This window comes from Algoriphagus sp., from assembly GCF_046296635.1.
Taxonomy (GTDB): Bacteria; Bacteroidota; Bacteroidia; order Cytophagales; family Cyclobacteriaceae; genus Algoriphagus.
This window is the reverse complement of the sequence record NZ_JBKBKZ010000006.1, coordinates 93,386-108,812: the sequence shown is the minus strand read 5'-3', so window position 1 is coordinate 108,812 and position 15,427 is coordinate 93,386. Positions and strand designations below refer to the sequence as shown.

Sequence of the window (15,427 nt, the reverse complement as noted above, 5' to 3'; positions counted from 1 at the left end):
CCATGCGGCAAAATACCTGTCCGATTTGTAAAACTTCACCTTCAACATCGGCAAAAAGTCATTCTATCGTTCAATGTCAGAATTGTGGGACACGCTGGACTTTTCTTCCAGAGGATGTAGACGGGCAGTCTCTTTATTCGGATGAGGTTTACTCCATTGTTGATAACCGCAAATCGATTTTTGAACGTATCATTTTTTCAGAGGCTAAAAAAGTGCTTCAAAAAGCACGAAAAATTAATCCCAATGCAAATTCACTTTTAGATTTTGGCTCTGGAAAAGGACAGTTTTTAGCCGTTGCCAAATCTCAGGGCTGGAAAGAATTCGGAATCGAAACTGCCTATGATCGAGCAGCATTTGCCAAAGAAAAATATGGTGTACAAGTTCATACAGAACTTTATGAGGGAGGAAAAATTGGAAATGGAAGCTTTGATTTAATCACTTTGAATCATGTTTTAGAGCATTTACCTGAGCCAATTGGATTGCTTAAATCACTTTTGGATGAAAACTTGTCTCCAAATGGCATGGTCTACATCGAAGTGCCTCGGGCAAATTCATGGCAAGCTCAAATTGCCGGTAAAAACTGGATTCACTGGGATATTCCTAGGCATTTGACGCATTGGACAGACCTTAGTTTGAAAAATCAGATGCGAAAAACCGGGTTTGAAATTGTGGATAAAAGAAACTTTTCCGTTCACCTTGGTGTCTTGGGAATGCTGCAGGCTTTGCTTTCTAAGTTTGGTTTCCGGGAAAATCTAATTCTTAGACTGAAGCGAAAAAAGTCATTTGGATTGTTGATATCAATAGGAGTTTTATTGCCTTTTGCATGGATTTTGGAATTGATTTCAACTGGATTTGGCAAATCTGGAATATTGGGAATTTATCTGAAAAGAAGTGGCGAAGTCTAGAAACGTACTTTTTTTGCAAAGCTCTTCCGATGGCTACGGTTCTGCGAAAATCATTTTGCAGGTCTTGCGGATTTACCAAAATCAGGGATTTTCACCTGTGGTGGTTTTGACCAATGAAGGTCCAATTCAGCAAAATTTGTCTCAACTCAAAATCCCTGTCTATGTACAGAATTTGGGGATTCTTCGTCGAAAATATATTACCCCAACTGGTTTACTCAATAGACTGAGTAAAAACCTGAAAGCCTATCGATTCCTTACCGAATTGCATCAGACTTATCGGTTTGAGCTGGTTTATTCCAATACGCTCGCAGTAATAGTAGGAGCTTATTGGGCTAAGAGAAGGCATATTCGACACATCTGGCATATTCATGAAATTCTCCCCGGCCCAAAGCCTCTAGTAAAAATGTTGGCCAGTTTACTGGACCAAAGCACTCCAAATCCCATTGCCGTCTCGAATGCTGTAGCCAATCATTGGCAACCACTTTTGAAAGAATCCAATATTCAGGTAATCCATAATGGTATCCCTTATGATCCATTTTCGGAAGATTATCCAGATGCAAAAAAGGACTTAGGCTTACACGGTGATAATATCGTCATTGGAATGATTGGTCGAATCAATCCCGGAAAAGGCCAGCTTTACTTTCTGGAAATGGCAGATCTGCTGTCAAAAAAGTATCCAAATACGCACTTTATACTTGTAGGAGATCCATTTCCGGGATATGAACCGATTTTGGAGGAAATGAAAAAGGAGGTTAGAGACAAAAATTTAGAAGCAAGAGTTACTTATTTGGGATTTAGAGAAGATATTCCTAAAGTCATGGCAGCTTTGGATATTTTTGTTTTGCCCTCGATTCTGCCTGACTCTTTCCCAACGGTAATTTTGGAAGCTATGGCTTCCGGAAAACCCGTAGTCGCAACTCGCTCGGGAGGTGCTTCAGAAATGGTTTTAGATGGAGAAACTGGCTATTTGATTCAAGTAGAAGATATTGAAAAAGGAATACAGGCTTTGGAAAAGTTGATCCAAGATTCAGAACTTCGTCAAAATTATGGCGAAGCAGGAAGAAGGCGAGTTCTAAATTTATATAGTTTGCAAGCTTTCGAAGAAAAAATTAAAACGCATCTATGGCAGTACCTGAGTCAACCCTAAAGATCGCCATCATGGGTGCTAAAGGGTATCCATACGTCTACGGTGGATACGATACGCTCATCAAGGAGCTGGGAGAGCGCTTGGTCGCAAAAGGAGTCCATGTGAGAGTGTATAATCATCGGGCTTTGTTTGTAGAACGACCTCGGTTCGTAAATGGAATTGAGTGCATTTATACTCCGGCAATTGAGACCAAAAGCCTAACTCAACTCACGCATACCTTCTTTGCCATGATCCATGCATGCTTTTCGGATGTGGATGTAATTTTTGTAGTGAATAGTGGAAATGGCCCATTTGGATTAATTTCGAAGCTTTTTGGAAAACCAACAGCGATAAATGTAGATGGATTGGAATGGCTGAGGCCCAAATGGAAAGGCTTGGGATCGAAATATTTTTACTGGGCTTCCAAATTGGCTACCAAATTTTACGATCAACTCATCAATGATTCTGATGAAATGCGACGGGTTTATTTGGACCTTTTCCAGGCTGACTCCAAAGTCATCGCCTATGGGGCAAATCCACGGGAATCTGTCGATTCAGCACCACTTGAGCGGTGGAATCTAGAAAGCAGAGGGTATTTCTTGATTGTCGGTAGATTGGTTCCGGACAATAATGCCGACTTGATTATTGAAGGGTTTTTGAAGTCAAATTCCAGGAGAAAACTGGTGATTACGGGCGATGTTCCGTTTGAGGATGCCTGGGCAAATCGGCTGAAAAATCTTCAGGATGAGCGTCTGCTTTTCACAGGTTACGTCACCGACCCCGATGACCTTGCTGCACTGTATTCGCACTGTTTTGTGTATTTCCATGGGCATGAATATGGCGGGACAAATCCAGCAATGCTCAAGGCGCTTGGTTACGGCTGTGCGATTTTGGCTTTGGATACGCCATTCAATCAGGAAATGCTGCAAAACGGAAAGCATGGTTGGTATTTCGAAAAAAATCCTGAATCGGTAAAAGCAATTGCTGAAAAAGCTGAATCCGAACCAGAAAAGATGGATGAATTCAGATTAACAGCACGATCAGGATTGACTAAAAGATACAACTGGGACTACGTGACCGAGGAATACTTGGAGGTGTTTAAAAGCTTGGCCAAAATTTAGTTCCCACTGATACAAAAAAATCTCCCGCTGATTTACGCCGATTGGGTGCGCTGATCTATCGCTGATTATAAAAAAGATCTGCGGGCATCTGCGACTTTTTCTGCGAGTATCTGCGGGAAATAAATCCTTAATCTTTAAAATCATTTACTCTTCTATGAATTGATTTCAAAATATCCGCCGTATTGAAATTAACAAGTAGCCCAACTTTTATCCCTGATAATCTTAAGTAAGTCACAATTTGTTTATAATGGACTTCAGCAAGAGTTTCTACAGACTTGATTTCAACAATTACTTTTTTCTCTATCAACAAATCTATCCGATACCCTACATCTAATTTGAGCTCCTCATAAATTAGAGGAAGTCCTACTTGATGCTCAACCAAAAGCCCTGATTTGATAAGTTCATATCCCACTGCTGCTTCATAGCTGGATTCAAGAAGACCAGGACCGAGGGTGTTGTACACTTTAAAAATTGCACCTCGGATCAAAAATGTGATTTCATTCTCGTGCATAAATTAAAATAATAATTTTCTAGTTACTTAAAAAAAATGCCCGCTGATTTTGATAGATCTGTGGAAATCTGCGTCCTTTTCTGCGGTCATCTGCGGGAACTTTATAAATCAAGAAACTTAAAGCCTCAAAAAAACCTTGTAATCATATATTTTAACCTAAAACTCTTTAATACCATGATCAGAAAAGCAACTGCCGTTTGGAGCGGAACTGGAAAGGAAGGCAAAGGCCACTTAACCACCGACAGCACTGTCCTCGACAAAACCCAATACTCATTCAAATCCAGATTTGAAGAAGGGGTAGGAACCAATCCTGAAGAATTAATTGCATCAGCTCATGCGGGATGTTTTGCGATGAAATTGAGCTTTAACTTAACCGAAGTTAAGTTTCCGCCAAAAGAACTGGACGTGACTTCCAACATCACTTTTGAAGACGGAGCCTTAACAAAATCTCATTTGGTATTGAAAGCTCAAGTAGAAGGAATCTCCGAAGAGGAATTTGCGAAGCAAGTAAAAGATGCAGAGGAAAACTGCCCGATCTCCAAAGCATTGAATATGGAAATAAGTGTAGAATACACGCTAAACGCATAAAAAAGTGGTTTGTGAGGACACAGACCACGGCGATGGGCACAAATAATGTGTCAGTCCGAGCGGAGTCGAGGACTCTTCGACTTCGCTCAGAGTGACAACAGCCATGTTCCAAATTTTAAAACCGGCAATTTTTCAAACTCAGCCTTATGCTGAAAAGCTTTTGAAACCGCCTCATTTTCTTTTACTTCCAACGGAATTCCTTCCAAGCTTTTCTCTGCTTTCCTGTCAAAAAAGTCCACGCTACAAATCGACTTTGCTTACTGCCCTGAGCCATATCAATGGTTTTTTGAAAAGTAACTCCAGCCATTTCTAGTTGACGATTTATCGATTTCAAGTTCTCGGATTTGGAAACCAAAGTCGTAAACCAAAATACCTGATTCTTGAATTTCGTGCTCTCCTGGATCATTTTCCGGATAAATTCAAGTTCTCCACCTTCAGTCCAGAGTTCAGCCGCTTGACCACCAAAGTTCAGTTGCACTTTGGAAACGGACTTTCCGGTTAAATTTTTCACCTTTCTTTTGCTTCCTTCTTGGGCCGCTTCGGCTGACTCGTGAAATGGTGGATTGCAAATTGTCAGATCAAAAAACTCGTCCGAATGGATGATTTCAGTGAAGATTTTTAAAGGATCGGCTTGAGTCCGAAGTTCAATTTTTCCATGGAAGGCAGGGTTAAGGTCAATGATCTTTTGAGCAGATTGAATCGCCAATGGATTTAGCTCAGAACCCACAAAACTCCAGTCGTATATCGCCGAACCCAAAAGTGGATAAATCAAATTAGCTCCCGTCCCGATATCCAAAACTTTGATTTTTGGTTCCTTTGGGATTTTCCCAGCATTGCTTTCTGCCAATAAATCCGCCAGGTAATGAATGTAATCCGCCCGCCCCGGAATAGGCGGACAAAGAAATCCAGCTGGAATGTCCCAAAACTCTACTTGATAAAAATGTTTCAGAAGGGCACTGTTGAGGGATTTTATTGCTTTGGGATTTGAAAAGTCAAGGGTAAGACTCCCGAACTCGTTGATGAAAATGTATTCTTTCAAATCCTGAGAAGTCTCAGAAAGGACTTCTAAGTCGTACCGTCCTTGGTGGATATTGCGGGGGTGGAGTGAGAATTCTTCTTTCACTTTGCCTTAATACTCTTGTACCAAAACCTCCGTCGGTATATTCAAAGCGTGATGAAGTTTCCGAATCATATCTAAAGTCAATTTTCTTTTTCTATTCAATATCTCACTAACACGACTTTTATAACCAATTAATTCAGCCAAGTCCTTTGGCTTAATTTGAAGTTGATCCATTCTAAACTTTATCGCTTCAATTGGATCTGGCAATTCAATGGGGTAATTATCCCTTTCATATTTATCAATCAAAATCAACAACACCTCTAGTTCATCCCCTTCGGCTGTCCCTCTTTTTGATTCAAACAATTCTTCAGCTCGCAAAAGTGAAGACTCGTATTCGGCTTCGGTATGAATTGGTTTCATTGAAAGAAATGTAGTAAAAAGTTCCCGAAATGGTAACTCAGTCAACCTCAAAACTCAGCTTCATCGTAATCGATGCAGTTTTATTTTTGGCGGAAGTGTTGAAAGTGCCACCCCAGGAATAATCTTCTCCTGAATTTTGACCCGTGATCTGGAAAATCCCCATGTTTGCAGTGATCAGATCTCCGAGGTCTGATTTGGCGTTTTCCGCAATCCGCTCGGCGCGGATTCTTCCGTCCTCAGTTGCTTTGGCGATCATTTCAAGCTTAAGTGATTCAAGTTGGGTGTAATAGTATCGTGGAGCTTGGGAGTAAAATGTGATCCCTTGATTGAGTAGTTCGGTGATTTCTCTACTAATCTTTTCGACTTTTTCTACCTCCTTGGATTCAATAACCAAAGTTTGGCTGAGTTGATATCCTTGAAACGTCTGCCCGGCATAATTACCATTTGCAGTATAATTTTGTTGATAGACTGGATTGGTGCTGACCGCATTGAATACCAGTTGCTCTGCGGGAATTCCTTTAGACTTCAGGTAGTTGGTGACGGCGGTTCGGTCTGATTCCAAGCTTGCATAGGCCTCCTTGAGATCTTTACTCTCTCTTGAAAAATTCCCCTCCCAAACGACTAAGTCGGAAGTAAAATTCTGCTCTCCAAGTCCTGTCACATTGATGGTGCCTTGGGGGCGGTTTCTGTTGATAACAGAGTTGGCAAGTACCGCTGCTGCAATTACGATGGCAATTGCAAAAATCAGAGATGAAAGGTTTCTTTTCATAATAATTAGAGAAAAATGAATGGAAATTACCTCAATTTACAAAGAGATCTTTGCAAAAAACCGACCTAGTTAGTGGCTTTTAACTTTAATTAAAGATGAGTTTGATTTGGTCGATACCAAGGACTTGTCCCTCATCCTCAAACCACAGATTAAATGCCTCCACCGCATTCTCAAGCAATTCATCCTTCGAACCTCCTGTGGTAAACACAGGAAAATCTGGTGAATAGGCCGAAAATCCTGTTTTGGTTTTTTCTACAATCAATTGGAATTGCATCATGTTTAAAAGTAAATATTTTTATGTAGAAGATTCTGCTATTTATCTCAAAGTTCATAGTCAACAAAAACAAATCCCCCCAACCCCCTTTAAAAAGGGTAAGTTGCCCTAATTTCACCATCAAACCCGAATTGTAAACATATAAGTGGACGTTTGCTGATACAATTTAAATAGATTAGATCACGATTCTTTAATAAACCCGATTCCGAAATTCCTGCTTCTTGGGATTTTCCAAATCAATCAAATAGCCATTGATTACGGCATATTTCAAGGCTCCTTCTTTGGCTAAAAAGAAGTTGGGAACTGAACCCGTGGTCCAACCTCCAGCATACTTTTCTGTAGTTTTCAATACCAAAATAGGCAGTCCATGAACTGCTCTAGCTTCTCCATTTTTGACTTTCACGCCCAGAAAACCCTGTCGGAGCAAATCCATCGCTTCTGCCCCAGAAATTTTGTCCGCACTTTCAAAGGCGGTCGGGCAAACCTTCCCCTCGGTGTATTGAAGCCCGGTGGCATCCAAGGTTTCAAACCCGAAGAAAACCTGCATATCTCCAACATCCTCCACCAATCCACTCATAAAATATCCGGAAGCATTCTCTGACTCTCTTCTTCGGATGGCTAAATCCAAAGGAAACCACTTTTCATTGACTTTCACTTGCATTTCGTTGATGATCAAATCCATCAACTGAAAGCCATTATCAGGAATGGCGAAATATTGCTCGGTGGTGTATTGCTCATAGCCTTTGGTCGCAATCTGATGCAGGGCATTGAGGATGATCATGAAGTTGATTTTGCGGATATACTGCTTCTCAGGATCCCCCAAGTATCCTCCGGATTCGATCAAGATCGTGCTCGTACCCCATTTTTGGATGTTGTCTCCAAATGCTCTTGGCTCGAATGCATCATCGTATTTTCCTACTTGACCCGGAATGAGTTCTTGAAGCAATTCATTCATTCCAGCGATGGTCTGCATCGCACGTCCCCTAACTTCGTTGATTTCTGTCTCATAATTGTAGGCTGGCGCCAAAAGCGAAATCGTCGCTTGCTTTGGGGTATTGGCCACATTGTAGTAGATCTGCTGATCATGCAGGTTAAAGCCAAATTCAGGCTCAAAATCATCCCTCGCTTTCTTCAAAATCACCGCCTCGGGAGAAATCTGAGAAATCGCATCCCGATTCAAGTCGATATCCAGGGCATTCCTCCGCTTGAAAGCATCTGCTCCGTCAGGATTGATCATTGGGATAAATTTCAAGTTGATTTGATTTTTCAAAAGGTCTCGGAGCTCATCATGTCCGTCATTTTTCCCCTCCAGAAAATTGAAAAGATCAAAAAGGGACATCGTAGCTGTGCTTTCGTTTCCGTGCATCTGTGACCAAAGCATCACTTTGGTTTGTCCATTGCCCCAACTCATACTTGTCACACTTTTTCCTTCTACAGATTCTCCTAAGTTCTCGATTTTGAATTCATCTGAGTGCTTTTGGATCAAAGGCTGAAGGTCAGCATGCTTAAATCGGCGATCTGTGATGGCAGACTCTTTATACTTTTCATAAGCCGATTCTAGTCGATCAATCGGAATTTTTGAATAGGCGACCTGGGCAAAAAGCTCATGGTTGAGTGAAAAAATAAGGAACAGAAGGAGAGTTAAGGTGAATTTGATTTTCATGAGATAAGGCAGATCTTTCAATTTTAAAACTAGCCATTAGTAGGAAATAATTTGGCTTATTTTTGCCAAAGCTCTAAAAATCATGCCATGCAATTAAGCTATCAGGTCTTCGATCTTCCGCTCAAACATACCTTTACCATAGCCCACCAAAGCAGGGACATTCAGGATACCTTGATCGTGAAATTGGAGGAAAATGGAGTCTATGGATTTGGGGAATCGACCACTAATCCTTTCTACGGGATGACGATAGAGAATATGACAACGGTACTTGAACGATTTCGGCCTGTTGTCGAATCCGGAAACTGGAACAGTCCCCAAGAGCTGTGGGAATTGGGGCGTGAAGTTTTCAAGGAAAATCCATTTGCCCAATGCGCACTGGATATGGCAGCTTGGGATCTTTTCACAAAAAAGCAAGGCAAAAAACTCTACGAATACCTTGGCCTGAATCCTGCAAAAATTCCCACCACCAATTTCACCATCGGAATTGATACAATAGAAAAAATGGTTTCCAAAATGAAGGAAGTGGACTGGCCGATCTACAAAATCAAGTTAGGAACTGATAACGATTTGGCAATCGTCCGGGAACTCCGAAAGCACACCAACTCAATTTTCAGAATCGATGCCAATTGTGCTTGGTCCGCTGATCAAGCGATACGAAACTCTGAAGAACTGGCCAAACTCGGAGTAGAATTCATGGAGCAACCGCTGGGAAAAGACGATTTGGAAGGAATGAAGGAGGTTTTCAAGTATTCCAAGCTTCCAGTGATGGCGGATGAAAGCTGCATCGTAGAAAGCGACGTGAAAAAATGCCATGGCCTTTTTCACGCCATCAATGTCAAATTGGTCAAAGCCGGAGGAATTTCACCCGGACTCCGAATGATCCATGAAGCCAAATCACTGGGCATGAAAACGATGGTCGGTTGCATGACCGAATCCTCTGTGGGTATCACGGCTATAGCTCATATCGCTCCACTTTTGGATTATGTAGATATGGACGGAGCGATGCTCCTGACCAAAGATCCCGCAAAAGGTGTGACGATTACTCCCGAAAAAGTGACTTTCCCAGAAGGGCCGGGCATTGGTGCGGAGTTGGTTTGAGGGAGTGGAAGTAGGGAGGTAGGGAAGTAGGGAGGTTTGGGAGAATGGAAGTCGGTAAGTTGGAAGGTGAGGTTTGATTTTTTCCTATTACTACACCATCCATCAAGATTGATTTTCGTTAACTTGAAATAAAATAGAAAAGATGGATGTAGCTGCACTAAAATTAGACTTGATTCAATGGTTAGCCCAAATTCAAGATGAATCACTTCTGAAAAAGATCCAATTTATTAGAGATTCTAAAGAAGAGAATTTAGAATTATCTGAAGAACAGCTTTTGGAATTGGACCAGAGATTGGAAAAATATGAGCGCGGGGAAATTAATTTTTCGTCATGGGAAAAAGTGAAAGATCGAATGAATTCTTAAATCATTTAATCCAAGATCAGAACTTAATTTTTCAAACTGCTTGACGCGACAAACAAAAGTTGTAATAGAGTTTAGTAATTTTAGTTTGATTTTTTTATTTTTTCGAAATCTGAGGAAACCTGGCTCTCCTAACAGATCATCTTCTATCTATGAGCAAAGATCCCAGCTGCAAACAGATTTGCGGGCATTAAAAAATGTTTAGTAGATTTCATTTTTAATTAGAGGATTTAAGAACCAAATATCATGCTTCAGAAAAATTATTTTTTTAGAAGCTAAATTTTCCAATTCATATTTAGTTAAATGATTGGATTTTTAAAGTTAAAAAATTAAGTTTGATAATGAAGCGTTTCTGGTTCTACTATCGTTTTTAAATTAAATAGCTATAAAACAGAAAGTTAATATGAAAAATTTTGCGATTGTCAAATCAGGATTTATTTTTATTATGTCCGTATTTTTGCTCACTCCAATGATAGTAGGATGTCAGAATGAGGAGCCTACGAATGAAGTAAAAAAACTGGATGATTTATACACTTTCATCGTGGGGGAATGGGATTGGGAAAAAACCATCATTCCGGCTCGGCCAGGGATCTTAGTTAAATCTCCTGAAACTGAGGGATTAACCAAACAATTTATTTTCCAAAGTGACAGAATCCTTCGGATTCTTGAAAACGAAATCGTAGTCCAAAGTTCAGAATATCGATTTGAAGCCTCTGAAAACTCTTTTGAGTTATTGTTTATCGAAACAGGTTCTAGAATGGTTTTATCATTTAAAGCCGATACTTTAATTTTATCCAATCCTGCATTTGGTGATGCGAGCTATTATATTCGGAATTAGATTGTTTTAACATAATTTATATTTTAGATATGAAAAAACTATTTTTATCTGTTTTGGTGTTGTTTTGCTTCTACCTGTTCGGAAATGCGCAAGAAAAGTGTGCAAGTATTCTAAATTTGGACAATATACAAAAATATGATCCAGACCGTTATCAAAGAATTCTACAGATTGAGGAACATGTAAAGCTTAATCTTGAAGCAGGTGACTTAAACAATTTGCGAAGTATTCCAGCTATAATAAGGATACCTGTAGTGGTTCATGTTTTACATAACGGCGAACCAATTGGAAATGGTCTTAATATTAGCTTAGCTCAGATAGAATCCCAAATTGAGGTGCTAAATGAAGATTTTAGACGCTTAAATACAGATGCTGCAAATACCCCCGCTGAGTTCCTGCCTGTGGCCGCAGATACAGAGATCGAATTCTATCTTGCATGTATTGACCCCGATGGAAATCCGTCCGATGGAGTAATAAGATAGTTTGGAGCATCGGAATATACAATTGTTTTTTCCCAAGATGGTACGATAAATGAAACAGCTACAGGAATTAAACTTGGTGCAAACGGTTCCACTGCATGGCCAGCTGAGAGGTATTTGAATATATGGGTGGCTAATTTAACCGGCCCTGCTCTAGGATATGCACAATTTCCAGATCAGTTTGCTTCAAAACCAACAACCGACGGTGTAGTTATAAATACAAGTTCTTTTGGGACAATAGGGTTTGTATTGGCACCTTATGATCTTGGTAGAACAGCAACTCATGAAGTTGGGCATTGGCTAAATCTTCGTCATATTTGGGGGGATGCCGTATGCGGGAATGATTTGGTAAGCGATACACCCGTTCAGGAATGGTTTAGTGAAGATTGTCCAATCCATCCAACTTCATCGTGTGGGAGCGATGATATGTTTATGAATTATATGGATTATACCGATGATATCTGTATGAATATATTTACTCAGGGGCAGAGAAACCGTATGAGGTCTGTATTTTCACCAGGAGGCGTTCGAAACAGTTTCATTGATGCCCCTAATGGCATTACGATTACAGGTCCAGATCTCCTTTGTTCATCAAGTAATTTTACATTACAAAATGTCCCAATTTCCAGCACTGTTAGCTGGACGGTAGATGGTTTTAGGCTTTTTTCAGGAAATACTTCTGGCTCAGGAAGTTCGGCAAATCTGACACCGGCAAACTCATCTACTTCAGGCCAAGCCACTTTGACATTTACAATTACGAACGATTGTGGAGAGGTGGAAATTACTAAAAATGTCTGGGTCGGTAAACCTCAGATTATTTACAGTCCGCCAGGTCAAGATCCGTGTACTGCAAATCCTTTTTATTCCACTCAACAAATACCAGGTGTAACTTATAGTTGGTCTGTAGATAATTCGAATGTATGGCTCACTTCCAATGGTTCTCATATCACATCAGTTTTGAGTAATAATCCAGAGTACTTTAATATTACTTTAACTATTTCAGATGGTGTGTGTACCACTAGCCAAACCATGTCATCATATACGGATGGCTATTATTGCCAATGCTTTTATGATCCTTCTTGCGGAATTGGTGGAGGAATTGGTTTCTCAATCTTCCCAAATCCCGTTTCCGAAGAAATTACAGTTATGATGGAAAATGAGAAGGAGGAGGAGGTAAAAGAAAATTCTGATTTTCCTTATGAAATAAAACTATATGATGATGCAGGAAAAGAGCTATACTCACAAACCACATCATTTCCAAAGACAACTTTTGTTGTCCGTCATCTAAAGGAAGGTTTCTATTACTTACATATTTATTACCAAGAAAAAATTATTAGAAAGCAAATCAGGATTGAAAGATAGTATATATCCTTTAAAAAGCTTGTGAGAAAATTTGTTTGGCAAAACTTTTATGCAGAACTCTAACTCACATTCTTCTTATATAGAAGAACTAAATCTTAATTACCTAATTTTTAATAATCTGAGCTAGATTATGTCAATAATTAAACGACAAAAATAATAGAATAGGAATGACTTTAAGATAATTTCATCACACTTGTAACCTTTTTATTTTGGGTTTCACAATAAAATGTCCTAAATCCAATGAGTTGAGCCAATTTTATCATGCAATTATTCTCCCACAATCAACTTAAACCCTTCTCCATGAATCGTGATGATCTGTACTTTGGGGTCGTCTTTGAGGATTTTTCGGATTTTGCTGAGGTACACATCCATTGATCGTGCATTGAAGTAGCTATCGTCGCCCCAAATCTGCTTAAGTGCATGACTTCGGTTAACCAACTTATTGATCTCCGAGGCTAAAAGTCGGATCAGCTCATTCTCCTTAGAGGTAAGCTTATGTCTTCCTTCCGGCCCTTCGATAAACTGCTCATCGTAGTGGAGCACAAAGTCGCCAAATGTGTACGTTTTCAGCGCTGATATTTCGGTTGACTTTTGAGTTCGGCGGAGAATCGCAGTGATCCTCAATAGCAACTCCTCCATCGAAAATGGCTTGGTGAGGTAATCATCCGCACCGATTTTCAAGCCTTCGATGATGTCGTCTTTTTGATTTTTTGCAGTCAAAAAGAGAATGGGAAGGTTTTCCTGCACTTTCTTGATTTCTTTAGCAAGGGTGAAACCGTCCTTTTTTGGCATCATGATATCAAGCAAGCAGAGATCATATTTGTCTTTTTTGAATTTATTCCAGCCTTCTTCCCCATCTCTGCATAGTGTGGGTTCGTAGCCTTTCATTTCAAGATATTCCTTTAAGATATCACCCAAGTTTGGGTCATCTTCTACGACTAATAATTTGGCCTTGCTCATTGTTTTTTGGGTAGGTTAATGGTGAAGGTACTTCCTTTTCCGGGTTCTGATTGCACATGGATTTCTCCTTTATGGGCCTCCACCATGGTTTTAACATAGGAAAGCCCGAGGCCAAAGCCTTTGACATCGTGAACATTTCCGGTAGGAACCCGATAGAATTTATCAAAAATCTTTTTTATTGCTTCTTTATTTAATCCGATTCCTTGATCCTGAATACTTACTAGGACCTGATCTCCTTCCTCCCAAGCCTCCACGCGGATCAGTGGATTTTCCTTGGAATACTTATTGGCGTTGTCCAGCAAATTGTTAAAAATGTGTGTGAGGTGAAATGCATCTCCTTCAATTTCCCCATCCCGAAGTTTGTTGATGAAATTGATTTTACCCCCTCTATTCTCCACCTGCAAGCAAATATGCTCTACGTTACTTTCAAGTAACTCGGTCAAATTGATCGGTTCGATTTTCAGTTGGAAGTCCTTTTTATCCAATGCTGCTGCCTGAAGAACTTTCTCAACCTGAGAAACCAAGCGTTTATTTTCATCTTTAATGATCCCCAAATACCGGGTTCGAAATTTATCCTGATTTGACAATTCCGGATCCTGAAGTGCCTCCACAGCAAGACTTACCGTAGCAAGCGGTGTCTTGAATTCGTGGGTCATATTGTTGATGAAGTCATTCTTGATTTTAGAAAGCTCCTTTTGGCGAATTATGACTTTGATCGCATAGATAAAGCAAAAAATAATCACAAAAATAAAGACTATAGAACTAACGATTGGAAGCCAGACTTGTCGGATGACGTGATTGTTTTTTTCAGGGAAAAAAATAAAAAGGAAATGGTCTTTTCCCAAAATATCATTTGGAAAAAGCTTGGCTTGTACTCCGTAAGTTTTTAGTCTCAGGACATCAGTCACTTGGCCAATCGAAACTATTTCTTCTTTGTCATTCAACAAGCCCAGTTCAAAATCCTCAGAAATCCCCTTTTCAAGCAATCGCTTTCTAAGCATCTGTTTGACACTTCCTGTATCCAAGCGATCCAAAATTGCTTGATGACCCTCTGCCAATTCTGCAAATGCCTGATTCATTAATTCAATTTTGAGATTGGTTTTCAGAATTTTATCCAAGGCATCATCCGAGAGATTTATCTCTGTTCTGAATTCTAAATATTCTGACCTACTTTGTCTCCTGCGCTGTAGAAAGCCTTGACTCTTGCTGATATATTCCAGCTGTCGTTCCTTTTCTTGAAGAAGGACTTCCATTTCATCAGGGGTAAACATCGAGGATGCAATCTCCGGGGTCATGAACGTAAAAAAGTTTTCCAATTCGGAGATGTCTACTCCACGGACTGACATCATCCGACGGAAAGTTTCACTGACCTGTGGTGCCGGTAATGCCAACATCGTGTCTATCACAGATGGGCGAGTATACCTTGGCGAGGTTTGTAACTGAAGTTCTATGGGATCAATTTTCTTAAAAATCGTCTGTTGGAGTGCAGAATCCTGCATTAATTGGCTGAGCAAAACATTGCTGGTTTCTTCTTTTTCAAGTTCAGCAATAGTGCTGGATAGCACCTGTAGGACATTTTGGTCAAAGCGCTCCTGATTGATCCTCACCGCATTTCTCACCCAATAATATTGAAATCCCATCAGGCCGAAGCTTGCGAGGGACATCAGAACTACAATGAGGGTGATGTTGCCTTTTGACATTTCACAAATTTATTGTGATTCACAGGCTAGTAGTAACTGTTAACATGTTTTAACTCAGGTGTTTTTTCAGGATTCCGCATTTTTGAACAACAGAAGCAGGCATACAGTTACCATTTATATTTTCTTAATTACACTAAATCCAAAAAAAGGGAGGGTTCTAGCCTTCCTTTTTTTTTGAATAGGTAACTTGCGGCC

At 40.1% G+C, this 15,427-nt stretch carries 17 protein-coding genes; 9 read left to right on the top strand and 8 right to left on the bottom strand.

Features of this window, described 5'->3' with window-relative positions; genetic code table 11:
• Positions 1-2: 2 nt before the first annotated feature.
• The 3 genes from ACK4HU_RS06525 to ACK4HU_RS06515 are packed head-to-tail and all read left to right on the top strand — an operon-like array spanning position 3 to position 3,152.
• Complete coding sequence (locus ACK4HU_RS06525; protein WP_409804527.1) at positions 3-905, top strand: class I SAM-dependent methyltransferase; 903 nt, start codon at positions 3-5, stop codon at positions 903-905.
• A gap of 13 nt (positions 906-918) precedes the next feature.
• Entirely contained in the window at positions 919-2,052 is a 1,134-nt protein-coding gene (locus tag ACK4HU_RS06520) for a glycosyltransferase family 4 protein (RefSeq protein ID WP_409804525.1), read from the top strand.
• Positions 2,028-3,152 (top strand): glycosyltransferase, encoded by a 1,125-nt coding sequence (locus ACK4HU_RS06515; RefSeq protein WP_409804524.1) that lies wholly within the window; start codon positions 2,028-2,030, stop codon positions 3,150-3,152. The genes ACK4HU_RS06520 and ACK4HU_RS06515 overlap by 25 nt, the downstream gene beginning before the upstream one ends.
• A 127-nt stretch (positions 3,153-3,279) precedes the next feature.
• Here the strand turns inward: ACK4HU_RS06515 and ACK4HU_RS06510 are convergent, their stop codons facing one another.
• Entirely contained in the window at positions 3,280-3,663 is a 384-nt protein-coding gene (locus ACK4HU_RS06510; RefSeq protein ID WP_409804521.1) for a GxxExxY protein, read from the bottom strand.
• A 174-nt stretch (positions 3,664-3,837) separates the two neighbouring features.
• Here ACK4HU_RS06510 and ACK4HU_RS06505 point away from each other — a divergent pair, with 174 nt between their 5' ends.
• The gene (locus ACK4HU_RS06505; protein ID WP_409804519.1) at positions 3,838-4,251 is read left to right on the top strand and encodes an OsmC family protein; all 414 of its coding nucleotides are present in this window, start codon (positions 3,838-3,840) and stop codon (positions 4,249-4,251) included.
• A 181-nt stretch (positions 4,252-4,432) separates the two neighbouring features.
• Here the strand turns inward: ACK4HU_RS06505 and rlmF are convergent, their stop codons facing one another.
• The 5 genes from rlmF to ACK4HU_RS06480 form a co-directional block, all read right to left on the bottom strand.
• Positions 4,433-5,374 carry a 23S rRNA (adenine(1618)-N(6))-methyltransferase RlmF gene (rlmF, locus tag ACK4HU_RS06500; RefSeq protein WP_409804517.1) on the bottom strand — a complete coding sequence of 314 codons (942 nt, stop codon included), beginning with the start codon at positions 5,372-5,374 and terminating at the stop codon, positions 4,433-4,435.
• A gap of 6 nt (positions 5,375-5,380) precedes the next feature.
• Positions 5,381-5,731 (bottom strand): type II toxin-antitoxin system HigA family antitoxin, encoded by a 351-nt coding sequence (locus ACK4HU_RS06495; protein ID WP_409804515.1) that lies wholly within the window; start codon positions 5,729-5,731, stop codon positions 5,381-5,383.
• Between the two features lie 37 nt (positions 5,732-5,768).
• On the bottom strand, positions 5,769-6,500 hold the full coding sequence (locus ACK4HU_RS06490) for an SIMPL domain-containing protein (protein WP_409804512.1): 732 nt from the start codon (positions 6,498-6,500) through the stop codon (positions 5,769-5,771).
• A gap of 85 nt (positions 6,501-6,585) precedes the next feature.
• Complete coding sequence (locus tag ACK4HU_RS06485; RefSeq protein WP_409804511.1) at positions 6,586-6,777, bottom strand: type II toxin-antitoxin system HicB family antitoxin; 192 nt, start codon at positions 6,775-6,777, stop codon at positions 6,586-6,588.
• A gap of 187 nt (positions 6,778-6,964) precedes the next feature.
• Positions 6,965-8,437 carry a M14 family zinc carboxypeptidase gene (locus ACK4HU_RS06480; RefSeq protein WP_409804508.1) on the bottom strand — a complete coding sequence of 491 codons (1,473 nt, stop codon included), beginning with the start codon at positions 8,435-8,437 and terminating at the stop codon, positions 6,965-6,967.
• An 87-nt stretch (positions 8,438-8,524) separates the two neighbouring features.
• Between ACK4HU_RS06480 and ACK4HU_RS06475 the strand changes: the two genes are divergently transcribed.
• The 5 genes from ACK4HU_RS06475 (at position 8,525) to ACK4HU_RS06455 (ending at position 12,572) form a co-directional block, all read left to right on the top strand.
• Positions 8,525-9,535: a dipeptide epimerase gene (locus tag ACK4HU_RS06475; RefSeq protein ID WP_409804506.1), complete on the top strand. Its 1,011-nt coding sequence runs from the start codon at positions 8,525-8,527 to the stop codon at positions 9,533-9,535.
• Positions 9,536-9,677: 142 nt separating this feature from the next.
• Entirely contained in the window at positions 9,678-9,899 is a 222-nt protein-coding gene (locus tag ACK4HU_RS06470; RefSeq protein ID WP_409804505.1) for an addiction module protein, read from the top strand.
• A 400-nt stretch (positions 9,900-10,299) separates the two neighbouring features.
• Positions 10,300-10,734, top strand: a complete 435-nt coding sequence (locus ACK4HU_RS06465; RefSeq protein WP_409804502.1) for a hypothetical protein — start codon at positions 10,300-10,302, stop codon at positions 10,732-10,734.
• 29 nt (positions 10,735-10,763) lie between these two features.
• Positions 10,764-11,213: a hypothetical protein gene (locus tag ACK4HU_RS06460; protein ID WP_409804500.1), complete on the top strand. Its 450-nt coding sequence runs from the start codon at positions 10,764-10,766 to the stop codon at positions 11,211-11,213.
• Between the two features lie 21 nt (positions 11,214-11,234).
• Positions 11,235-12,572, top strand: a complete 1,338-nt coding sequence (locus ACK4HU_RS06455; RefSeq protein ID WP_409804731.1) for a zinc-dependent metalloprotease — start codon at positions 11,235-11,237, stop codon at positions 12,570-12,572.
• Between the two features lie 267 nt (positions 12,573-12,839).
• Here ACK4HU_RS06455 and ACK4HU_RS06450 read toward each other — a convergent pair whose 3' ends face one another.
• Both ACK4HU_RS06450 and ACK4HU_RS06445 read right to left on the bottom strand, forming a co-directional pair.
• On the bottom strand, positions 12,840-13,532 hold the full coding sequence (locus ACK4HU_RS06450) for a response regulator transcription factor (protein ID WP_409804498.1): 693 nt from the start codon (positions 13,530-13,532) through the stop codon (positions 12,840-12,842).
• Entirely contained in the window at positions 13,529-15,232 is a 1,704-nt protein-coding gene (locus ACK4HU_RS06445) for a sensor histidine kinase (protein WP_409804495.1), read from the bottom strand. Before ACK4HU_RS06445 ends, ACK4HU_RS06450 begins: the two co-directional genes overlap by 4 nt.
• Between the last annotated feature and the right edge of the window lie 195 nt (positions 15,233-15,427).